The sequence below is a fragment of the Candidatus Moraniibacteriota bacterium genome, assembly GCA_016699425.1.
In the GTDB taxonomy this organism is placed as follows: Bacteria; Patescibacteriota; Minisyncoccia; order Moranbacterales; family UBA1568; genus SSEF01.
On the sequence record CP064975.1, the window covers coordinates 1019547 to 1041021 of the forward strand.

The 21475-nt window shown below is 51.1% G+C and carries 21 protein-coding genes and 1 tRNA gene; 8 read left to right on the forward strand and 14 right to left on the reverse strand.

Annotated features, from left to right (window positions below; translation table 11 throughout):
* Window positions 1–7: 7 nt before the first annotated feature.
* The 5 genes from IPJ68_05330 to IPJ68_05350 form a co-directional block, all read right to left on the reverse strand.
* On the reverse strand, window positions 8–364 hold the full coding sequence (locus IPJ68_05330) for a TraR/DksA C4-type zinc finger protein (protein ID QQR78468.1): 357 nt from the start codon (window positions 362–364) through the stop codon (window positions 8–10).
* A gap of 44 nt (window positions 365–408) precedes the next feature.
* Entirely contained in the window at window positions 409–804 is a 396-nt protein-coding gene (locus tag IPJ68_05335) for a YraN family protein (protein ID QQR78469.1), read from the reverse strand.
* 733 nt (window positions 805–1537) lie between these two features.
* Window positions 1538–2758, reverse strand: a complete 1221-nt coding sequence (locus IPJ68_05340; protein QQR78470.1) for a hypothetical protein — start codon at window positions 2756–2758, stop codon at window positions 1538–1540.
* Window positions 2759–2846: 88 nt separating this feature from the next.
* Window positions 2847–4988: a polyribonucleotide nucleotidyltransferase gene (pnp, locus tag IPJ68_05345; protein QQR78471.1), complete on the reverse strand. Its 2142-nt coding sequence runs from the start codon at window positions 4986–4988 to the stop codon at window positions 2847–2849.
* Window positions 4989–5380: 392 nt separating this feature from the next.
* Window positions 5381–5725 (reverse strand): hypothetical protein, encoded by a 345-nt coding sequence (locus IPJ68_05350; protein ID QQR78472.1) that lies wholly within the window; start codon window positions 5723–5725, stop codon window positions 5381–5383.
* Window positions 5726–5863: 138 nt separating this feature from the next.
* Between IPJ68_05350 and IPJ68_05355 the strand changes: the two genes are divergently transcribed.
* Window positions 5864–6640, forward strand: coding sequence for a winged helix-turn-helix transcriptional regulator (locus tag IPJ68_05355; protein ID QQR78473.1), 777 nt, complete (start codon window positions 5864–5866; stop codon window positions 6638–6640).
* 50 nt (window positions 6641–6690) lie between these two features.
* On the opposite strand, the gene IPJ68_05360 is transcribed toward IPJ68_05355, so the two are convergent.
* From IPJ68_05360 to IPJ68_05390, 7 genes are all read right to left on the reverse strand, one after another.
* A complete protein-coding gene (locus IPJ68_05360; protein QQR78474.1) occupies window positions 6691–7188 on the reverse strand; it encodes an NYN domain-containing protein in 498 nt (165 codons plus the stop codon).
* Between the two features lie 62 nt (window positions 7189–7250).
* The gene (rpsO, locus tag IPJ68_05365) at window positions 7251–7514 is read right to left on the reverse strand and encodes a 30S ribosomal protein S15 (GenBank protein QQR78475.1); all 264 of its coding nucleotides are present in this window, start codon (window positions 7512–7514) and stop codon (window positions 7251–7253) included.
* A 171-nt stretch (window positions 7515–7685) separates the two neighbouring features.
* Complete coding sequence (locus IPJ68_05370) at window positions 7686–7904, reverse strand: hypothetical protein (GenBank protein QQR78476.1); 219 nt, start codon at window positions 7902–7904, stop codon at window positions 7686–7688.
* Between the two features lie 52 nt (window positions 7905–7956).
* Window positions 7957–9138, reverse strand: coding sequence for a (E)-4-hydroxy-3-methylbut-2-enyl-diphosphate synthase (gene ispG / locus IPJ68_05375; GenBank protein QQR78477.1), 1182 nt, complete (start codon window positions 9136–9138; stop codon window positions 7957–7959).
* A gap of 15 nt (window positions 9139–9153) precedes the next feature.
* The gene (gene gyrA / locus IPJ68_05380; protein QQR78478.1) at window positions 9154–11613 is read right to left on the reverse strand and encodes a DNA gyrase subunit A; all 2460 of its coding nucleotides are present in this window, start codon (window positions 11611–11613) and stop codon (window positions 9154–9156) included.
* 4 nt (window positions 11614–11617) lie between these two features.
* Entirely contained in the window at window positions 11618–12013 is a 396-nt protein-coding gene (locus IPJ68_05385) for a hypothetical protein (protein QQR78479.1), read from the reverse strand.
* Window positions 12014–12023: 10 nt separating this feature from the next.
* Complete coding sequence (locus tag IPJ68_05390; GenBank protein QQR78480.1) at window positions 12024–12683, reverse strand: MBL fold metallo-hydrolase; 660 nt, start codon at window positions 12681–12683, stop codon at window positions 12024–12026.
* 376 nt (window positions 12684–13059) lie between these two features.
* Here IPJ68_05390 and IPJ68_05395 point away from each other — a divergent pair, with 376 nt between their 5' ends.
* The 7 genes from IPJ68_05395 (at window position 13060) to IPJ68_05425 (ending at window position 19290) form a co-directional block, all read left to right on the forward strand.
* Window positions 13060–13323, forward strand: coding sequence for a hypothetical protein (locus IPJ68_05395; protein QQR78481.1), 264 nt, complete (start codon window positions 13060–13062; stop codon window positions 13321–13323).
* Window positions 13324–13755: 432 nt separating this feature from the next.
* Window positions 13756–14880: a 30S ribosomal protein S1 gene (locus IPJ68_05400; GenBank protein QQR78482.1), complete on the forward strand. Its 1125-nt coding sequence runs from the start codon at window positions 13756–13758 to the stop codon at window positions 14878–14880.
* 65 nt (window positions 14881–14945) lie between these two features.
* Window positions 14946–15509, forward strand: a complete 564-nt coding sequence (locus IPJ68_05405) for a hypothetical protein (GenBank protein QQR78483.1) — start codon at window positions 14946–14948, stop codon at window positions 15507–15509.
* Window positions 15421–16248, forward strand: coding sequence for a tRNA lysidine(34) synthetase TilS (tilS, locus tag IPJ68_05410; GenBank protein QQR78484.1), 828 nt, complete (start codon window positions 15421–15423; stop codon window positions 16246–16248). Before IPJ68_05405 ends, tilS begins: the two co-directional genes overlap by 89 nt.
* A 104-nt stretch (window positions 16249–16352) precedes the next feature.
* Window positions 16353–18206: an ATP-dependent zinc metalloprotease FtsH gene (gene ftsH / locus IPJ68_05415; GenBank protein ID QQR78485.1), complete on the forward strand. Its 1854-nt coding sequence runs from the start codon at window positions 16353–16355 to the stop codon at window positions 18204–18206.
* A 27-nt stretch (window positions 18207–18233) separates the two neighbouring features.
* Complete coding sequence (locus IPJ68_05420; protein ID QQR78486.1) at window positions 18234–19118, forward strand: hypothetical protein; 885 nt, start codon at window positions 18234–18236, stop codon at window positions 19116–19118.
* A gap of 98 nt (window positions 19119–19216) precedes the next feature.
* Window positions 19217–19290: transfer RNA gene (locus tag IPJ68_05425), tRNA-Val, on the forward strand.
* Window positions 19291–19362: 72 nt separating this feature from the next.
* Here the strand turns inward: IPJ68_05425 and IPJ68_05430 are convergent.
* Together IPJ68_05430 and IPJ68_05435 are read right to left on the reverse strand one after the other, a co-directional pair.
* Entirely contained in the window at window positions 19363–20355 is a 993-nt protein-coding gene (locus IPJ68_05430; protein ID QQR78487.1) for a hypothetical protein, read from the reverse strand.
* A gap of 95 nt (window positions 20356–20450) precedes the next feature.
* Window positions 20451–21431 carry a hypothetical protein gene (locus IPJ68_05435; GenBank protein QQR78488.1) on the reverse strand — a complete coding sequence of 327 codons (981 nt, stop codon included), beginning with the start codon at window positions 21429–21431 and terminating at the stop codon, window positions 20451–20453.
* Window positions 21432–21475: the final 44 nt, after the last annotated feature.

The window sequence follows — 21475 nt, forward strand, 5'->3', positions numbered from 1 at the left end:
GCTGCTTCTAAGCGTCGACGAGCGTTCGGGCCGCCGGATAGGCTTCCAAGCGTTCAACTGGGATATCCTGTCCGGTCTTCTCACACACGCCATACGTTCCCGCATCCATCTTGGCAAGCGCAGCGCTCACTTCCTTAAGTTCGGTCTCGAGTGTTCCTTCAACAGCGAGCTTATCGGCGTAGTCCTCGACTTCAGTCGCATTCTCATCCGTATCCGTCCCGATATTCTCGAACTGCGTCTCATATTCCCCCGCCACACCCGTAGGCTTGGCTAGTCGCCCAAGCTCACTCTCAAGGCGCTCCTTTTCAGCCAGCAATTTTTCTTTCAGACGGTCGATAGTGGTTGTGTCCAAGGCCATAAGCATTCTATTTAAGATAGTTCTAGTATAGATGATCGAAGAAACCCTGTCTACGAAAGAAAAACGTGATCCAAATGCCTGATTTCCGGTTCGCAGTCCGGAGCGAATGTAACCGCCACCACATCAAACGAATACTCACGCTCTTCGAGTCGGCGCTCCTTCAAGTACACACTTGCCGCCTTTTCCATTTTGCGAAGTTTGGCCCGAGTGACCTGCCATTCCGGCAGGCGCTCTTCTCGCCCGGCGAGGATGAAGGCCGCTTTGACCTCGACAAAGACTATTTCCCCTTGCTTCTCAGCCACGATATCGATCTCGCCCAACCTGAGCCCCCGCGTATTGGCGTAATTCCGCTCCCGAATGCGATAGCCATTAGCCTCGAGATACTCAGCCGCAGCGTCTTCCCCGGCTTGGCCAATATTCTGAGTTTCCATTTGTGACTGAATCAAAGCTATTTCAGTACAACATAGCGAAAAATACCTCATTTGGCAAACAAAAAACGGCCTATCAAGCCATTCTCTCCATTTTCTCCCCTCTTTCTCTCCCGACACCAGTATTGTTGGTGCCGGGCGCTTGCCCGTAGACGCCGAATATATAAATATGTGGCCGTAACAAGCGCCCAGCGTGCGTGTGCCCAACATGTAGGCCGATAATGAAACGCTCGGGTGAGAAGCATTTGATTATACAAGCTTGCATGTGGTTTGATGCCCACGCGGTTTTAGGATATTTTCTGGTATTATCCTGATCTTTCACCGTTCTTTGGCTGTGCCTTAACAACTTTTAAAGGTACATGAGTACTTAACGTACTTCTTCTTTTTTGCTTTGTGTTTTTGTTTCAAAGTCGAGATATATTATATTTCCTCGAATTTGTGTGTTTGTTTTAGCGGCGCGCTCCAGACCAGATTAGGAGCTGTTGGTGACGATGCACCGAACGGTTAAACAGTGAAAGACTTCTCGGCCTCAAAAAAACTTGCGGAAGAGAGGTCTTTCGCTGTTCAGATCATATTTTCAAGTAACTTTTTCACTTCGACAAATCAATTATAGCAGAAAAATATGCTCGAGTCAATTCACTCAGTGAATAATACCTTGCTTGCGCAATAATTCTTTTACTTGGAAATAAAAAGACTCATCCTGTGATGAGCCTAACAAAAAAATAAGTGTTTGACTTTCAGAAAAGCATCTCTACAAACCTGTTTTATCCAGTACAGCGCGGAGTGAGTCCTTGCTGGTCCCGATAATCCACTGCCGCCCCCTGACCGCATAGTCGACCGAGAGGCCGAGTGAGGCATCAACATTCGTAAAACGGACGGGGCGCTCCAAATACGTGCCATCCCGGAAGATAAGATTGTTCTTGGGCGCCGTCGTGACATCGAGGAACAGCGGTTCGATCGCCTGAGCGAGTTTTGACTCATTCAAGAGTAGTTTGGCAGCAAAGGCCGGCTCATCCTTCACATAGACGAGGAGAGCCAGGCGGGGACGGCCATTATCTATGGTGACATAAAGGGAGAAGGGCTCATCAAGGGTACCCAATAATTCCGCCGGCAGATTGAGCTTCGCCAGATAGGCGAACCTAGTGAAAGCGAGCGGGTTCAGCTTCTGATCACGGATGAGAAATTCAATGGCACCAGGAAGATTGTCCTTTTTGATGGTCTGAGCCGCCTGCAAAAGCCCGTTCTTGATCTGCTCGGACGTTACCGTTTCGATATCAAAGGTAAGGATATTCGGCTGTTCGACCAGGTATTTCGCCTGAGAGACCGGCTCCGACTTAAGTTGATTGGTCTGGACAGCTGGGGATTCAACTCGGACATCGGGCTGATTCGGGTCATCCTCCAGAGAGGAGCGCCACCAAAGATAGGCTCCAGCGATAACGACAACCACGAGGAGACTACCTGCCAGAAGCGCGACAAGGTGCAATTTCCGGTCTCGAAAAAGCGGTGCAAACCCTTGAGTCAGACGGAGGAGAGAGGCCAGCGACTCGCGGACCGAGGGGGCGACGACTGATCGGTGGGTCGTACTGAACGCGACGGAGGTGGTTTCAGGGTGTACCGGAGATATACTCGGTGCTTCGGGAACCACCGGAGACTTCGGGACAATCAGGGGTGGATCAAATGTCGGTGCCTCGTCGTCCGGAATTTGGTCCGTGGCAGGTGCCTCTTGGAGAAACGGACTTTCTTCAGCCGTCTGATGAGATGGTTTTTCCTCAGTCGCAACGCCCGGCGCAGTGAAAAATGGGACTCCCATGACTGCCTCCGGACGAAAGGCGACCAACGGCTCGGCGTGCTTTTGCATTTCCGTCGGGACCTCCCGACCCGCGAGGTCATCCTCCATAGTCCGAACCAGAGCGCTCAAACTGTTTGGTGCAGCCGCTGACACCGTTGATTTTTGTGTTTTGAACCAATTCATAGCAATACAAAAGAGAGGCTATTCCTCTCTCAGTATACCACCACACAATAAAGTTGGTGGAGAGTATCGTACTATCTATTTTCTGCGGCTACTCTTTTCCCTCTTCGCCGAGTTCCTGACGGACCATTTTCGCCTTGGCCAGCTTGTGCGACAGATTGATCCGGCCCTGAGCATCGATCTCCTTGACGACGACGGCGATGATGTCGCCGACTTTGACGACATCTTCCACTTTTTCGACACGGTAATCGGCCAGTTCTGAGATATGAATCAGTCCTTCCTGATTCGGGAGTACCTCGGCAAAGGCGCCGAAGTTCATGATTCGGGTGACGCGACCCTGAAACAGCTCCCCGACGACCACTTCGCGGGTGATATTCCGTACCCATTCGACAGCTTTCTTAGCACTTGTCTCATCGACAGATGTGATGAAGACGGAACCATCATCCTCGATATCGATTGAGACGCCGGTTTCATCGATAATCTGGTTGATCATCTTGCCGCCAGGGCCGATGACATCGCGAATCTTCTCGGGATTGATGTGGAGCGTGATGATCCGTGGTGCATAGGGTGACATCTCTTTCCGTGGCTCTGGGATAGCCGCGAGCATGACCGCCATGATTTCAAGCCGGGCTTCCTTTGCCTGTTTGATGGCCAACCCCAGCGTATCAGCGGTGAGTCCATCAATCTTCACATCCATCTGCATCGCGGTGATCCCGTCTTTCGTGCCTGCCACCTTGAAATCCATATCGCCATAGTGATCCTCAAGTCCCTGAATATCGGTCAGGACTTTGAAACTCCCATCGGTACCGGCGATGACACCCATCGCGATTCCCGACACTGGTTTCTTGATCGGCACCCCCGCATCCATGAGGGAAAGCGTCGACCCACAGGTTGAAGCCATCGACGATGAACCATTGGATGACAGGACTTCCGAAACGAGGTGAATGGTATACGGGAATTCTTCTTTCGAAGGCAGCACGGGCATGAGCGCTTTCTCGGCGAGAGCACCGTGCCCCACTTCGCGACGACCTGGGCCACGCATCGGTTTGACTTCACCAACCGAATACGCCGGAAAATTGTAGAAATGCATATAACGCTTTTTCTCATCCGTTTCCATGGTGTCGACCACCATCTCATCACCCGGCGCGCCAAGCGTCGTCACTGTCAGGACTTGCGTTTCGCCACGTGAGAAAAGCCCCGTGCCATGCGTCCGTGGCAGAACACCCACTTGGGAAGCGAGCGGGCGAATCTCGGTCAGCTTCCGGCCATCCGGGCGACGGTCATGCTCGAGGACATTGGTGTGCAGTGCCGCGTCTGATAGTTCTTCCATAATGAGCGAGAGAACTTCAGTCTGATGAGCTTCTTCAGGAAAATTGGCGGCTGCATACTCGGTCGCTGCCGCCTCAATGGCTGCAACTTTCTGTGCCATCGCCGCCTTCGGCTGCAAGAACAACGCCTCGCCCAAACCGAGCGAACTGATATATTCCTTCATCTTCACCTCAAATTCCGGCGTGCCGACGAGGAGTGCCGCCGCTTTCTTCTCGCGACCCGCCTCCTTCTTCACTGCTTCGATGAAATCCGTGATTTTCTGGATCGCCTCATGTCCATAGCGGAAAGCTTCTGTCATTTTCTCTTCTGTAATCTCTTGCGCTCCGCATTCGATCATATTGATCTTTGTCTTCGTCCCGGCGACGAGGAGGTCAAGCGTACTCACGCCACGTTCTTCACTCGAAGGGTTCAGCACAAATCCACCCCCGTTCACGATACCGACACGCACCGCGCCGATCGGGCCGTTCCACGGGATGTCAGAGAGTGTCAACGCGGCCGAAGCAGCGATCATCGCGACAACGTCCGGATCATTTTCACCATCAATGGAAAGTACCGTTGTCACGACCTGGACTTCATTGCGCATCCGGCTATCAAAGAGTGGTCGGATCGTCCGATCCACGGCTCGACCCGAGAGGATCGCATCGTCCGATGGCCGGCCTTCGCGTTTGATGAAGCGAGAACCCTTGATCTTGCCCGCGGCATAGTACCGCTCCTCGAAATCCACCATGAGTGGGAAATAGCCGATGATTTTTGACATCGAACTGCTCATGACGGCCGTCGCGAGGACGACGGTATCGCCGTACTGCACCGTCACTGCCCCGTTCGCCTGACCAGCGAGTAATCCTGTGGATATGCGTAATTCACGCCCACCGAGCTGGAGAGACCATTTTCTGGCTCCTTGCATAGAGTTGAACCGCCCCAGGGTTCATAAACACGCGGCTTATTCCAACCAACAACCCACAACCGACAACCCACGACCGAGAGCGAGTATAACGATACGGGCTTCCCTTGGTAAGTTGTATGTTGTAGGTCGTAGGTGAGGGCAAGCCGTGTACCTATAAACCCCCTGGACGAAATTACTAAGTTAACGCCTCCACAGTAGCTTTTTTTTAAGCCTTTGTCAAAAGGAAAAACGAGTTCCTTCCGAAACTTGTCTCTCAACTAACTTCGTTCCTCATTAAATAAGCAATTGCTTCTTGTTCTCGGAAAGATTCATGAAATCATCCATCAACAACAAAAAAAAGAGACCCTCACGCACCACGTGAAGGTCTAATAGATAACTTTCTTTTTATTCCTTTATTCCTCTAGTCTTAGTAGTCTTAACGGATGATGCCACAAAATTTCATGGCATATCGCATTCGTGATCCCTCCCCCCTTTGACTCCTCAAGGACATAAAGTGCGAGATCCCACATAAATATGTCTATGCTTCTATTATATCTCTCTAGATGACTCGCCATAGGCCCCCAGCCGACAAGCTTTCTCAATATTTTCATTACTTCTTGAGGATTCGTACCTCCCTCATCTTTTACCACCTTCTCTATCTGGTTGATAGAAAGGCCTAATTCTTCGAGTTGACGTTCCTTCGTTTCACCTGTCGCCCTGCAATACTTACAGCCACATCCTACAATCCATTCGCTCATGTCTTTCTCCTTTTTAAAGTACCAAACTTGCACCCTTGCAAACTTTCTATCCTAGTGTATTCTATCATTTATGAGTGGCATATATGACTCTGTGGTGTCTATTATCACCACTAATTACGAACACAATTGAGGCAATCTATGTATCAGGGAATTTTTCAGGAGCTTGGTCTGGCCAAAAATGAGGGACGTATATACGAAACTCTCCTCAGGGAAGGAGAGTTATCGGTGGGGAAAATCGCCGAGAAGTCGCATATCCACCGTCGCAACGTCTACGACTCGATGTCGCGCCTCGTTGAAAAAGGCCTTGTCTTTGAGATTCTTGAACGACGGGAAAGCAGCTACCAGGCAGTAGAACCTAATAAGCTCATGGAACTTGTCCGAGAAAAAGAAACAAAGCTCGCCGAAATCCTTCCGGACCTTGAGTCCCTGTACCATGGCGAACCGCGACGCGACGCGATCTTCGTCTACCGCGGATTGGAGGGGTGGAAGAACTACATGCGCGATATCCTGCGCCTCGGGAAGTCTTTTGATCTCCTGGGTGCCCGGGGTGCTCTCCGAGATCCGAAACTCGGCCCTCTCTTCAAACAGTTCAAGAAAGATATGGAAAAGAAAGAAATCCGATCCCGCCTTCTCTACCACGAAGAAGCCGCCAGGATACCGGGAGTAGCAGGACATTTCGGTGCATCCTCGACGTACAAGATACTCCCTGAACAGTATGCCCACCTCGCTTCGGCAGCCATTCTCGAGGACCGAGTGATGATATTTTCGGCCGTACCAGGGGTAGAGCGGGTCGCGGAAGAGACGACCATCACCATTCTCATAAACAAAGACATCGCCGACACGTTCCGTATGTGGTTCCAGTTTATGTGGGACAAGTTGCCGGTAACGAAAGTTGAAAAGATAAAAGCCTCCTAGGAGGCTTTTATAGAACAATCGACTTCGGACTGCCCATCAAATTAAGCAAGCTAAATCAGAAATCGTTTCTTGTTGTCGGAGAGGTTCATGAAGTCGTCTGCTTTCTCGAGGAGCTTGGCCGAGGCTGACTCGGCAAAGGCAATGACCTCGACCCGACAGCCGAAGGTATTTTGGAGGTACTCCACCAGGTGGACATAGTCTCCATCCCCCGAGACGAGCACGATGACATCGACTTTTGCGGCCATTTTGATTGCATCGATCGCGATACCGACATCCCAGTCACCCTTGCGCGAGCCGTCAGGGAAGATCTGCAAGTCCTTGGTCATCACATCATACCCGCTCTTGGTCAACGCCTCAAAGAACTTCTCCTCCATACCCTCCGTCGTCTTAATGCCATAGGCCAGGGCACGAATGAGCTTGCGTTCATTGGTCCCCGCCTCCAGGACGGCCTTGAAATTTACTTTTTTGCTATACAGCACTCGCGCGCTGTAGTAGAGGTTTTGGATATCCACGAGCACCCCTACCCGCTGGTCACTAAACTTCGCCATAATAAATGTTTCACCGGTTTAAAATGCCTCAACAGAAACCGCCACTCGCGTGGCGGAAAAGTTTACAACCCGAGTTTCTTCACGAGCGCCTTGTAGGCCTTCTCGTTCACCTTCGCGAGGTATGTGAGGAGCTTCTTGCGCTTGGCCACCATCTTCAGCAAGCCGCGGCGAGAATGAAAGTCTTGCTTATTCTTCTTCAAATGGGTGGTGAGTCGCTTGATCTGCTCCGTGAAAAGAGCGATCTGATACTCGGGAGAACCCGTGTCCGAATCATGTCGTTTCACATCACCCGTTACCTTTTCCTTTTGCTTGTGCGAGAGCGCCATAGCGTCTTTGTCAGCGATGGACTCGCCGCAGCAGTTACCCGCCGGACCAATCCACGCTCGATGTATAAAAATTACCTTGTGAGAATAACCTACTTTCAACATTCTAGCAAGTACCACCCCTGTTTATTTGTCGCTTGGGGAGGAGTGCTACCACCCCAAGCGATGTTTCCTTTAACTCACATCAGACTTACTGATCCTATCGGGCTCGTGGATACCCGCTTTCTGCTCATCCGGAACCTGGAGTGAAGAATCTTGCTCTTCACGAATCGCCGCATTACATGGCCGGACGGTCACTTGCGAACCAACTGGCACGATAGTTACTGGGAAACCACTTTCATCTATCGGCTTATTCATACCCTCTACCTCCATGAGAAAAGGTACCCTCTTCATACTAAAGGACCAGTCTTTCGTCAAGTCGCGCGTCTCTTGAGTTGAACTCTACCTAAGCACGTGGTTCGATCCACATTCCCTTAGCCTTTATGAGCAGAACGAGCTCGTCCACCGCCCGCTCTGATGGTACATCTCGCTTCACCAGTTCTTTCTTGTGATACAGGTTCACTTTATTTCTCGCACCACCAACATAACCGAAATCGGCATCTGCCATTTCTCCAAGTCCATTCACGATACATCCCATGATAGCAATGCGTACTCCTTTCAAATGACCCATCCGTTCCTTGATCACATTGGTCACCGTTTCAAGATCATACAACGTTCGGCCACACGATGGGCAAGAAATAAACTCTGTGCGAGTGATCCTGCGGCGGGCAGCTTGCAAGATCCCGTAACATGTAGGGATCTCCTTCACTGGGTCCTCGGTTAGTGAAACACGGATCGTGTCCCCCACGCCATCCAGGAGGAGAGTGCCAATACCGAGTGTCGACTTCGCCCGTCCCTCCTCTCCATTTCCAGCCTCAGTCACTCCCAAATGGATTGGGTAGTCCATCCCTTCTTTCTCTAAAGTTGCAACGAGAAGTCGGTTGGCCTCGATCATAATCAAAGGATCAGAGGCCTTCATCGCGACAACAATATCATCAAAGCCATGCTTCCTGAAGATCCTCATGTACTCCATCGCCGACTCCACCATACCAATCGGAGTATCCCCGAAACGAGAGAGGACTCGGTCCGAGAGTGAACCATGATTCGATCCGATACGGATGGCTTTCTTAGCCGACTTGGCAGCCTCGATAAACGGGAGAAGGCTCTTCTCAATTCGCGCGACCTCCTCAGAATAGCTCGCATCATCAAAAGTAAACTCCCGAAATATTTTCCCATCCAAGAAATTCCCAGGGTTCAGGCGGACCTTGTCTGCCCATTTGAGCGCTTCGAAAGCAGCCGCAGGGAGAAAATGCACATCAGCAATAAGTGGGACACGTACTCCATCCTGCAGAAGCTTTTCCCGGATTGGACCGAGTGCCTGGGCATGTTTCGGGGTTGGTGTCGTCAATCGGATGAGTTCACAACCCGCACTGACACATGCCTTGATCTGAACAACCGTCGTCTCGATATCAAGCGTATCGGTATTTGTCATCGTCTGCACACGGATTGGATTATCCCCACCAATCCCGACCGATCCGACCATCACCACACGTGTTTTTCGGCGCGGCTTGAGTACTGAATTATCCATTGTCGTCTTTCTGGGTTACAACAAAGTGAAGGCTCCGACACGGTCGCCGGCCTGGGGTCGCATGACACGTACACCCTGCGTGACCCGCGAAAGAAGCGGGACTGAAGCAAACGGCACCCGGATAATGATGCCCTTTTCCGAGGTCACGAGCATGTCGATTTCTTGGTCGGCAGGACTGGTAATATAGGCGGAAACGAGCTTGCCGGTTTTTGTGGTCACATTCATGGTCTTGATGCCGGAGCCGCCGCGCTTCTGGATCTTGTAGTGCTTCAGATCACTGCGCTTGCCATAGCCATTTTCGGAGAGGATGAGCAGCTCGCGATCCTTTGCCCCCTTTTCGACAACATCCATCGCAACTACCTGATCCCCGGTCCGAAGCTTGATACCGCGCACACCAGCTGCATTCCGGCCCATCGCTCGGACATCGCTCTCCTTGAAACGAATCGCTTGACCTCCTTGAGTCGTGATCATGACTTCATCCGTGCCAGTCGTCGGTGCGACCCAATTCAGTGTATCGCCCTTTTCCAAGTTGATGGCGATGAGACCCGAGCGACGAACATTGGAGAAATCTTCGAGCTTGGATTTCTTCACCGTGCCATCCGTCGTCGCCATAAAGAGAAATTTCGAAGCATCATTCTTACCGAACGCGATCATCGCCGTTATCTTTTCTTCGTTTGAAAGTTGGAGAAAATTCACCACAGCCTGACCCTTGGCCGTGCGCGATGACTCTGGGATCTCGTACGCCTTCGTCTGGAAAATCTTGCCAGTATTGGTGAAGAACATAAGACTGTCATGTGTCTCGATCGAGAGCACCTTGGCGATCTTATCCTCTTCCTTCGTCGTCGCGCCGATCACTCCTTTGCCGCCGCGCTTCTGCACCCGATAGACAGTCGGATTCATGCGCTTGATGTACCCGTCGTCCGAGAGCGTCACGATGGCTTCTTCATTCGGGATGAGGTCCTCCTGGCGGAACTCACCGATGCCGTTCTTCATGACTCGGGTCCGCCGCTCATCGCCAAATTTGTCGCGCACTTCGATGAGCTCCGTTTTCACGAGCGCGAGGATTTTTTTCTTGTGCCGAAGGAGGTCTTCGAGGTAGGCAATCAGTTTCAATTTTTCCGCCAGTTCGTCTTCGATTTTCTTGCGCTCGAGTCCGGCCAAGGTCTGAAGTCGCATCTCGAGAATCGCCGCTGCCTGCTTGTCGGACAGCTTGAATTTTTTCATCAGATTCGCATGCGCTTCTTCCTTCGTCGGCGACTGCTTGATCGTCTTGATGATTTCGTCGATGTGATCAAGTGCTTTCTTCAGACCTTCGAGGATATGGGCGCGGTCCTTGGCCTTTTGTAATTCGTATTCGCTGCGCCGCGTCACCACGCGTTCGCGATGGACGATGTAGTGTTCGAGGATAGACTTCAGGTTGAGGATCTGTGGATCGACACCATCGACCAAAGCCAGCATGTTCACATTGAAATTCTTTTGTAGGTCGGTCTGCGAGTACAGCTTGTTCAAAACCTTTTGCGGAAAAGCATCTTTCTTCAGATCGATAACGATACGAACGCCGTCCTTGTCACTCTCATCGCGCAAGTCCCGGATGCCCTGAATTTTGTCCTCCTTCACGAGGTCAGCAATCTTCTCGATAAGTGTTGCTTTGTTCGTCGCATAGGTCATCTCGGACACGATGATCTGGAACGCACCCGCCTTCGTCTCGACGATTTCCGCCACAGCGCGCGAGATAATCGGTCCGCGGCCCGTGACATACGTCTCGCGGATATCCCGGGTGCTGTAGATGATACCGCCAGTCGGAAAGTCCGGCCCCTTGATGAACTGCATCAGGTCATCAACGTCACACTCTGGATTGTCGATCTGGAAGCAGATCGCGTCGACGAGTTCATTCAAATTGTGTGGGGCGATATTCGACGCCATACCGACCGCGATGCCGACGGTGCCATTGAGGAGGAGCTGTGGCAGCTTGGCTGGCAGCACGACTGGCTCCTCGTGCACACCATCAAAGTTCGGGATGAAGTCTACCGTATCCTTGTCGATATCGACGAGCATCTCTTCGGCAATCGCTTTCAGCTTGGCCTCGGTGTAGCGATACGCCGCCGCCCGGTCACCATCCATCGATCCGAAGTTTCCCTGGCCCCAGATCAGCGGATAGCGAAGGGAAAAATCTTGCGCCATGCGGACCATAGTGTCATACACCGCGGTGTCGCCATGCGGGTGGTATTTGCCGAGCACTTCACCGACGACCGTTGCCGACTTGCGAAATTTCGCCGATGAGCGCAACCCCGTCGACCACATCGAGTAGAGGATGCGCCGATGCACCGGCTTCAGACCGTCCCGGACATCGGGCAGTGCCCGACCGACGATGACCGACATCGCGTAGTCGAGGTAGGACTGCTTCACCTCTTCGGTGATATTGCGCGCTTCGATGCGTCCCGAGTGAAATACGTTTTTTTCAGTCTTGTCAGCCATAGATTTAGCGTAGCGGCATTGTAGGATCAGCTGTCTCCTGTTGTGGCCGATCGTCTTTCGGGATCACTCCTTCTTCGTCTGGATTGATACGAGTCCGATTCTCCACTTGTTCACGGAGAAACTCCTCTCCCGACTTCGGCATACTCGTATCAGGCGCTTTGTCACCCGAGAGGAGCTCGTCCAAAGAGAAGTCTGAGGGCTTGGGCAGGATGCCAGCAGCCGACGCGGTCACGTCTTCGGTTTTCGCGACCGTACTCTTGAAATTTTCGGAGACCGTCAGCGACCACACAATGATGACGAAAAACATGGATGCGAACACACAGCCGACCACATAGCGCTGGCGGATATGCTCCGGCTTCGTCTTCACTTCCTCGATCCAGTTTTGGAGATTCCAACGCATAACGGACAAGTTAGTTTTTTGCGAGGAGGACGACTTCCAGGTTCTTGCCTTCCAGGTCCTTTTTCTTCACATTCCACTTGGGCAATGTCTCTTTGGGGCAATTCCCCATCACCTTACAAAAGGGCTTTTCGTCTGGCAAGGTCGTCGTCATGCCAGCGATCTTGTAGTGCATCGGGATGACCGCCTTCGGTTCGATCCGACGGACGAGATCGTCGATCATGTTCACTGGCAATGTATCACCATCCCCCGCCGGGACAAAGAGAATATCAACGCCTGAGAGCCGTTCGATTGTCTCCGGTGCCGGTTCCGCCCCGAGCGCCCCGAGGAAACACAGACGCATTTCTTCTGTTTCAAACAAAAATATCGTATTTTGGCCGCGCTCTGCCCCACCCTGGGCGTCTCGAGCACTCGGAAACCCGAGTACGGCCACCCCCCTAGCCGAATACTCGCCCGGCACAAAGATCTTGACCGGATCCCCTTTCACGACCGACAGCTCCTCGGCCTCGGGCGACTGATGAGAAAGCAAGACAATATCTGCCTCGCCCTGGGGAGCGCGCAGCCCCAACCCTTTGGCCGGTACATCCGTCACGATGACCACGTCCTCGGTCGCCCGGCCATTTGGCTTGGTCGTGATTTTGAAGCAATAATCGCCGTAATACTGGATATTCATCCCGTTAGAAACAAGGGTTTACCCCTGCCTCGTTTAATCATTCGTTAATACCATTCGCTCAATTGACTTTTACTGTAATCCCACACAGCATCTAACGGGATTCATAACAAAAATAGGGCGGTCAGGCCAATTCGAATATGCTTCATGGTAGCAAGAAATAGCCCCGCCGACAAGGTGTCGCACCAGTAATTATTGGCTCATACTAAGCCATAAATCTAGTATTTTTGGTATACTAGCAAGCCGCCTCTGGGGTGATCCTCGAGTGATCTCCCACGAATTGACAAATAGTGACGGAATGGTTATAGTGGTATGTCGTCACAAACTCGTGCCGACCTCCGCCTCGGAGTATCGCAACCGTACCTTGAGGAGCACTACCATGGAGCTCACACCTAAAAGACTACGCGAGATCAGCTACGAACTCTCCAAACTGGAAGTCTGTGGAGAAGTCGGGAGAGTCGCTCGAGAGGAAGGTATTAAGCCCGAATGCGTTCGGTTCACCCGGCGCCAACTCATGACCAAGCCTGTATGTATCGACGGTCTTGATATTGATGTACTTGGGATCTCCCGGGATGAGTACGCCACTTTCAAGCGGAAAGCAGCTGCCGATGCCGGCTATTCCGATCTCTACTCAGATGAGTAGCCACCCCCTCCCTAGTCTTGATACAGGGTAATTACCTTTCTCCCCCCTGGGGACTTTGAGGCAGAACAAGAACCTCTATCTCACTCGGGCCCGTCGGACGCATACGCTGTATGTTCCGACGGTTTTCATTATTTATTCGATTATACTCGCCATCAAATCCATACCGTGGTTTGATGCCTTGCCAGGCAAGCCTTCCTCTGTTACACTAGCCCCACGTTAATCTCAGCAGTAATCCAATTGAATACGGGATGCTTGAATCCTGATTGAGAAGTGATTTTCTCCTGTTTTTCTTCTCTTTTGGCCCCTGTTTTGATTCTTTGCACCCCAGATTCCCGGGGTTTTAATTTTTTACGGGATCCCCCCTGTCCCACCCAGCTTTTACCTTGTCGCTTCTCTACAAGCAACTCGCTAAGAGCTCCACGCTATACTCCTATGTCGAACATGACCGATCTGAAGTTGAAAAGTAACATGACCGAGCTCGAACAGCTCTACGAAGCCCACTCGGCCGCGATACCGGATATCGGTGATGTCATCCCGGGTACCGTCATTCATGTCGGTTCCAGCTCAGCCTTGGTCGATCTCGGCTCTCTCGGGACCGGTATTGTCTTAGGTAAAGAGATGAAGGACGGCCTCGGTGGCGGCGTGAAACTGCACCTCGGCGACATCGTGCAGGCGACGCTCATGAGCTATGAGAATGAGGATGGCATGATCGAGCTGTCGATCCGTGAAGCGTCATACGACAAGAGTTGGGAAGACATCGAAACCAAACTCCAGAAGAAAGAAGTCGTCGAGACCAAGGTGAGCGACGCCAATAAGGGTGGCCTCATGATCGAAGTCAACGGCATCCCCGGTTTCCTCCCGGTGTCACAGCTCGCGAGCGAGCACTACCCACGCGTCGAGGATGGCGACAAGAACAAGATTCTTGACCTCTTGAAAAAGCTCATCGGCGAAACATTGACGGTCCGTATCCTAGATGCCGATCGTGAAGGCGAAAAACTGATCGTGTCTGAGAAAGCCGCGCAAAGTGAGAAAGAGAAGGAATTCCTCAATCTCCTCCACGTCGGTGACACAATCGAAGGAACAGTCTCCGGCGTCGTGGACTTTGGTGCCTTCGTGAAGTTTGCCCTTCCTGGTGAACACGCCGACAAGCGACTCGAAGGTCTCGTCCATATTTCTGAGCTCGCTTGGCAACTCATCGATGATCCGCGCGAGATCGTGAAAACAGGTGACGCCGTCTCGGCCAAGATAATCGGTATCGATGACAACCGGATCTCGCTGTCCATGAAAGCGCTAAAGGCTGATCCATGGGAACATGTCGGCGAGCGCTACAAGGTAGGCGATGAAGTCCCCGGCACTGTCGACAAGATGAATCACTTCGGTGCTTTCGTCTATCTCGATAAAGACATTCACGGTCTGGCCCATGTCTCGGAATTTTCCGATGTCTACCCCGGCCGCAAAATGGAAGAAGTCTTCGAAGTTGGTAAGCCCTACAGTTGGAAGATTCTTTCGATCGAGCCACGAACGCACCGCCTCGGACTTCTCCCAGTGAAGAAATAACGCCGAAGTGCCCCGAGTCTAATCGAAGGGCGCTTTCGTGACTCGCCTCTGTTCAAACAAAATCCATGAAGAACATTTTCATTATTTCCGGCGCGGCTGGATCAGGAAAAGATTCTATCATCGATAACCTTCGTTCGAAGTTGCCAATCGAACGCATCATCACCACGACGACCCGAACGATGCGGCCAGGCGAATCAGAAGGCAATCCGTATTACTTCGTCTCACGAGAAGACTTTCAACGAAGAATCGTGGCCGGGGACTTCATCGAGTATTCCACCAACGAAAATGGCGGCTTCTACGGTGTCACTCGGACTGAGCTCGAGCGAATCGAGAAACTAGGGGGCATTGCTGTCTGGCGCATCGATTGGAAAGGCGTCGAGACCATCAAGAAGCTGCACCCGGAAATCCTAGCCATTTATATTTCTGCTCCTATCGAGATACTAGAGGCTAGGCTGCGTGCGCGCGACACTGGAAAAAGCGAGACATACTTCCAGGAACGTATGGATTATACTCGTGAATGGCTCAATCATCTCGATATCTATGACTACCAAGTCGAAAACGAAGAAGGGAAACTTGATGAAGCGACCGGCAGAGTCAAAAGCATCATCGAGCAGCATCTCGAAAAGTAGCGGCCTTGCTGAGACGCACGCTGGGTTGGTTTTCGTTCGTCGTTTTCAGAACACACTCGCAAAAAACAATCTTCTTCCCCGCGGCTCAAAGATCATCATCGCCGTCTCGGGCGGACCGGACAGTGTAGCCCTCTTCACCATCCTGGTACGACTCCGCGACAAACACAACTTCACGCTCCGAGCTGTGCATGTGAACTATGGGCTCCGCGGCCGCGATTCAGACCGGGATGAAAAGCTTGTGAAAAAACTGTGCGAAGAATGGTCCGTGCCACTCTCCCTCCTTCATCCAAATGAACGTCCGAAAAATAATATCGAGGAGCGACTGCGGATCATTCGCTATCGATTTTTCGAACGGATCCGCAAACAGTATGGCTTCAATTTCGTCGTGACGGCCCACACCATGAGCGATCTCGCCGAGACATTTCTCTTAAATCTCTTGCGTGGTTCAGGGATGGCTGGGCTCTCGCCGTTTGAGCGAACCCATTCCAACCTTGCCCGGCCGCTCCTTGCTTTCAATCGCACGGAAATTAAAGCTTTCATCGAGACGGAAAGAATTCCTTCGAGAGTCGACCGAAGTAACTTCTCCCGACGCTTCACCCGAAATCGTATCCGTCACGAACTCTTGCCACTTCTCGAAACCTTCAATCCAAACATTATCGCTACTCTCAGAAAAACTGCCCATATTCTCAGTCAAAAGCATAAAAACACGCCGTCCGCGACTGAAGGAGTATTGGGTTGAAAAATGAGTTATCCTATGGTAGGCTGAAGCTTGCTTTTATCACTCTATAATAAACACAGCGGTCATAATTCTTGATTCTTTCCTCCTAATTCCTTTTCAATACTATGGATAAGTTGATGAAAAATATCGGGCTTGTGGTGTTTCTGTTCCTCATGCTTTCGGGAATCATGATCCTCTATTCATCGCCGGAAAAACGTTCCGCTGATGTCTCACTCTCGGAGCTCGTGACCCAGATCAATGCCGGCGAAATCAAGGAGATCGTCGTCACCGGCAATGCGCTTGAAATCGTGAAACAGGATGGTTCGAAAGAGAAGGCCAGCAAAGAATCGGAAAGTTCCTTTACCGAAACGCTCGCCAACTACCAGATCGACAAGGACAAATTTAAAGCAGTCTCCGTCACCGTGAAAGAGGATACTGGCTTCGGCTACTGGATGCTCACGCTCCTCCCCTTCATCCTCCCCTTCATCCTCATCTCAGCCTTTATCTGGTTCATGATGCGCCAGGCGCAGCGCGGCAATGCTCAGGCCCTCAACTTCGGCATGAGTCGGGCTCGCGTCGTTGACCCCAAGGATAAGAAGAAGCGCATCACGTTCAAGGATGTCGCTGGAGCAATAGAGGCCAAACAGGAACTCATGGAGGTCGTCGAGTTCCTCCGTATGCCGAAGAAATTCCTCGCGATGGGGGCCAAGATCCCGAAAGGAGTCCTCCTCCTTGGGCCCCCAGGAACCGGTAAGACCCTCATGGCCAAAGCGGTCGCTGGTGAAGCGGGTGTGCCTTTTTTCAATATCAGTGGATCGGAATTCGTTGAGATGTTCGTCGGCGTCGGAGCGAGCCGCGTCCGCGACCTTTTCAAGCAGGCAAAGAAGAATGCACCCGCCATCGTTTTCATCGATGAGATTGATGCTGTCGGCCGCCATCGCGGTGCCGGCCTGGGCGGTGGACATGATGAACGCGAACAGACGCTCAACCAAATCCTTGTCGAAATGGACGGATTCGAAACAGATCAGAGCGTGATCGTCATCGCTTCCACAAACCGCCCCGATGTCCTCGATCCAGCATTGCTGCGTCCCGGACGCTTCGACCGCCGCGTCACCATGGACCTCCCGGATATCAATGAGCGTGAGGCAATTCTGAAAATCCACACGAAGAACAAGCCTCTCGGGAGCGATGTGAATGTGCGCCGTCTCGCTGAACGCACCCCCGGCTTCTCGGGAGCTGATCTCGCCAACCTCGTCAACGAAGGAGCGATCCTCGCGACCCGCCGGAATATGAAAGAAATTGGCATGCAGGAGCTGGCTGAATCGATTGAAAAAGTGATCCTCGGCCCAGAGCGTCGGAGCCGCGCCATCAATGAAGAAGAAAAGAAAATTATCGCCTATCACGAAGGCGGGCATGCCCTCGTCGGAGCGAGCCTCGAAAACGCTGACCCGGTCCACAAGGTCTCCATCATCTCACGCGGACACGCCGGCGGATACACGCTGGCCGTCCCGTCCGAAGACAAGACGCTCCACACCGACCGCTACTTCATCGATGAACTCGCCGTCCTCCTCGGTGGGTACGCAAGCGAGAAACTCGTTTTCGGTGATGTCACCACTGGCCCGTCGAACGATCTCGAGCGCGCGACCCAGATGGCCCGCAATATGGTAACTCGCTACGGCATGAGCCAACTTGGTGCCAGGACGTTCGGAAAAAAAGAGGAGCTTATCTTCCTCGGCCGCGAGATGCACGAAGAACGCAATTACTCAGAAGAAACGGCTCGCTCCATTGATTCCGAAGTCTCTCGCCTCATCGCCGATGCTTTTGATCAAGCAACAGCAATTCTCGCTGCGAAACGCATCATCCTCGATCGGATTGCAACCACACTCCTAGAGAAAGAGACGCTCGAAAAAGACGAATTCGATGCACTTATCAAGGATGCTATACCCGCCCCGGCCCTAGCCACAGTCACGACACTGTAGGAATTTCCACTCCATTTTTCCTGTTCTATGCCTGAAATGGCACCACTCACGAGCATTACCGTCAGTGCATTTCGTGTCGCCTGGCGAAGGCGTTTCTTGTGGCGACTCGCTCTCCCGGTGAGTGTCCTCATCGGAATTAACTCACATGTGGCCAGGGAGATACAGCATACCCTCCTGGATTCGACCGACCGATCACACTGGCTCTCCCTTCTCACTGATTCGGCGACGCTCACGCTCTTCGGTTTCGTGGTTCTCGTTTCTCTCCTGCAGTCAGCAATCCGTGGACCCATCATCCTCTGCCTCGAACATGGTTACCCACACGATGCCAATGTGAAACGGAAGGGAGTCTCTCGATCCGAGATGCTTCGGGCAATTTTTGTTTCTGCTACTTTTGACGTCTTGTATTGGTTTACTCTCCTCATTGTCGCAACCGTTATCGCGGTTCCCTGTTTCATCGCTTGGCAATTCAATCCATCTGTTCTCACCGGAATTCTTGAATTTGGTGCACTGATTCTGTTTACTCTGGGAGTCTACCTCACTTTCATCAAAGAACTCGCCTGTCTCTACGCTCTCCTCGGAAACGTTCGTCTCTCTTCAGCTGTTGACCTCGGTTTCCGACTCTACCGCCGTCAGGCTTTCAATACACTTCTTTTTTTCTCCTATGTGGTACTACTCGCCATCCTCTTCGCAGTGTTCGTCGGAAGTCTCATTTCAGCCGTGGGGCTGGCACGATTCCAAGCAGGATGGCTTGTTGTTATCGCCTCTTCTCTCCCTTTTGGTCTCTATACTATCTTTGACCAGTCGCTACGGTTGAGCTTCTTCCATTCAGTCGCTACGACACCGAAGAAACCGGTTTTGAAAGAGGTCGCACTTGAGCCAAGTGAAAGCCAATCTGGTGTCGCACCGAGCTAAATTTGCCAGGAGCGAAAATTATGCTACAGTACCCACATTGTTTCAAATTACGTACGGGGCCTTGGTGATTTCAATAGTCCACCACAGCCAGCATCATCGGACAATTAGCTCAGTTGGTTAGAGCGTCACATTGACATTGTGAAGGTCACTGGTTCGAATCCAGTATTGTCCACTAAATAAAGAACCTCCCTTCGGGCGGTTCTTTATTTTTACTTCTCGCAGTTCTGTTTCGAGCCAATTTAATTTATGGGTCCGGATCAGGAGTTGAATTAAAATTCACGAGCGATTGCTGGACGCCCGTATATTTTCCAGCACTCGATGCACTCCCGCTCCACCCACCCAGCTGTTGATTCGAATTGCGCATAAATTGCGATCCCGGACCAAGCTGCCGTTGAAGGTCAGTTCGTGCTTCGTTAATCTTTGAATCTACCTTTCCCAGTTCTCGACTGATGTTCTGAGAAACCATTTCGAAGCCCTTTTGGTACATGTTATTGAGCGCCTGATTAGCAAAGGCTCCAGCCGCAGCAGCAATTAATTCACCCCATTCAGTTGAATTTCCCACCAGTTTGAGAACTTCTGTTTGAGTTGTCTCAGTGACACCGGCAATAATGGACCCGGGTGATACAGTTTTCCCATTGATCTCCACCCCGGTAAAGCCCTTTCCGGCAATCGCCTTCGTCTTGGCGATTTCCTGCTGTTGATTGATTTTCTTCTGTGTTTCTTCCTTGATCATGAGACTCATTCCGAGCGGGTTATTGCAATCCACTGAAACCACAGCATTCAGTACCCGCCAGTCCCCTTCTCCGAGCGAGACCATCGCATTTGGCGTGTACTGATCAAGATTGAATTTGCAGCGGTCAGCAGCAAAGGCCGCGTTCACCTCAGCATTCATGTAGTTCAAATAGCTCATGCCTAGCTGTTGCAGGCTGCCCCCCGCCACGACATAGTTGAGTGCAGAACTCTTTCCATCCGTTACCGTCGTAAGAAGATCGTTCATGTATATCATTCCTTCATCCAAAGCAATACCATAGATATATTCCTTGTAATCTGTAATAAAGGCTGCCTTTTTGGACGACCCGCCCGAAACGAGCTTATTCGCTGTATCGCGCGCCAGTCCAATTGCTACACGCTTGGCAATACCTTTAAGCAGGGCCAACAATTGCTCCCTTAGTGTTGTAATTGCCTGACCTAATAGTTCAGCAGGAATTGCATCCCATGCATATGCAGGACGCGGCATAACACTTACAAAAACAACCACAGGTATCATTATTGATACGATTACTTTCCTTGACCGATAGTAATGATTCATGGACGACAGCATATACCTCTCCCCTATAAATCAAGTGATAACCCTTGGATGCCGTACTGGCTAAGCTTAGTCTGTGTTTCCTGCATAAAGCCCTGCAGAGAAACAACCACCCCAATAATTTTTGAAAATGCCATCATCTGTGCCAACGGGTCCTCGGGCGTCACAGAGCCCTGAATGCTCTGCTTTATATTCGAAATATAAGAAAGTAATTTAACAGCCTTCATATGCGTATCAACCATGCTTTCCGGAACATCTAGCTGATTGATCTCTTCAAGCGCATTCTTCGCTCGTCTTTCTGACTCATCGAGAAAACTAAAGTCTCCCGAAACCAGACTCGTCAGCATTGTATTGCTCGAGGTTGTGATGAAGTTTTGCAATTGCGCCTCATTCCGTACAGGAGTAGGGAGATTTGAAAGGAGGATATATGCTGAGAGAGTAAGATACTGAACCGTATCCTCTCTATTCTGCTCTTTCTCTTCTTCGTCAGTTAAGTTGTCAGAAAGTTTCTTAATTTTCAAAAACGAACTATCAATCTCAGGCAATACCACTTCTTCCTGACTCGTTGCCATCACATTATTGATAACGGTGGAAAAGTCCTCGTTTGTAATTTCAGAACTATTTCCTTTCTCTTCGAGGAGAGCAGCAAATTCATTAGTAGCTTTTGTAGTAAGATTAGGCGTTTGTGTATCCGATACACCAACCGCCTCAATGGCTTCCTCCGGTATAACTCGGTCTCCAGGCGCTGGTTTCAGTGGATCAAACCCTCCTTCAATTTCGACACCATCACTATACCCATCCCCATCTGTATCTGCGACATTCGGATCGGTTCCATAAATTTTCTCTTCTTCATTTGACAAACCATCTGTATCAACATCATCAAAAACAACTGTATCAGTTGTTGATACTTCATCCGCCGCGACATACAACGCTGAACTCACGAGACACAAAAAAGCAAACACTAAAATACTCCAGCGAAGATTGGTTTTTGTTTGTGATACACCCATACAGGATGAATTATATCACAATAGTAAATTTGCAACAGAGAAAT

Bases quoted from the DNA above. Each gene is read 5' to 3' on its own strand.
- tilS (QQR78484.1), top strand. From the start codon at position 15,421: ATGACTACCAAGTCGAAAACGAAGAAGGGAAACTTGATGAAGCGACCG.
- IPJ68_05360 (QQR78474.1), bottom strand. From the start codon at position 7,188: ATGGCGAAGTTTAGTGACCAGCGGGTAGGGGTGCTCGTGGATATCCAA.
- pnp (QQR78471.1), bottom strand. From the start codon at position 4,988: ATGCAAGGAGCCAGAAAATGGTCTCTCCAGCTCGGTGGGCGTGAATTA.
- ftsH (QQR78485.1), top strand. From the start codon at position 16,353: ATGGATAAGTTGATGAAAAATATCGGGCTTGTGGTGTTTCTGTTCCTC.
- gyrA (QQR78478.1), bottom strand. From the start codon at position 11,613: ATGGCTGACAAGACTGAAAAAAACGTATTTCACTCGGGACGCATCGAA.
- IPJ68_05355 (QQR78473.1), top strand. From the start codon at position 5,864: ATGTATCAGGGAATTTTTCAGGAGCTTGGTCTGGCCAAAAATGAGGGA.
- IPJ68_05395 (QQR78481.1), top strand. From the start codon at position 13,060: ATGGAGCTCACACCTAAAAGACTACGCGAGATCAGCTACGAACTCTCC.
- IPJ68_05405 (QQR78483.1), top strand. From the start codon at position 14,946: ATGAAGAACATTTTCATTATTTCCGGCGCGGCTGGATCAGGAAAAGAT.
- IPJ68_05350 (QQR78472.1), bottom strand. From the start codon at position 5,725: ATGAGCGAATGGATTGTAGGATGTGGCTGTAAGTATTGCAGGGCGACA.
- ispG (QQR78477.1), bottom strand. From the start codon at position 9,138: ATGGATAATTCAGTACTCAAGCCGCGCCGAAAAACACGTGTGGTGATG.
- IPJ68_05370 (QQR78476.1), bottom strand. From the start codon at position 7,904: ATGAAGAGGGTACCTTTTCTCATGGAGGTAGAGGGTATGAATAAGCCG.
- IPJ68_05430 (QQR78487.1), bottom strand. From the start codon at position 20,355: ATGCCGCGTCCTGCATATGCATGGGATGCAATTCCTGCTGAACTATTA.
- IPJ68_05390 (QQR78480.1), bottom strand. From the start codon at position 12,683: ATGAATATCCAGTATTACGGCGATTATTGCTTCAAAATCACGACCAAG.
- rpsO (QQR78475.1), bottom strand. From the start codon at position 7,514: ATGGCGCTCTCGCACAAGCAAAAGGAAAAGGTAACGGGTGATGTGAAA.
- IPJ68_05330 (QQR78468.1), bottom strand. From the start codon at position 364: ATGCTTATGGCCTTGGACACAACCACTATCGACCGTCTGAAAGAAAAA.
- IPJ68_05385 (QQR78479.1), bottom strand. From the start codon at position 12,013: ATGCGTTGGAATCTCCAAAACTGGATCGAGGAAGTGAAGACGAAGCCG.
- IPJ68_05400 (QQR78482.1), top strand. From the start codon at position 13,756: ATGTCGAACATGACCGATCTGAAGTTGAAAAGTAACATGACCGAGCTC.
- IPJ68_05435 (QQR78488.1), bottom strand. From the start codon at position 21,431: ATGGGTGTATCACAAACAAAAACCAATCTTCGCTGGAGTATTTTAGTG.
- IPJ68_05420 (QQR78486.1), top strand. From the start codon at position 18,234: ATGCCTGAAATGGCACCACTCACGAGCATTACCGTCAGTGCATTTCGT.
- IPJ68_05340 (QQR78470.1), bottom strand. From the start codon at position 2,758: ATGAATTGGTTCAAAACACAAAAATCAACGGTGTCAGCGGCTGCACCA.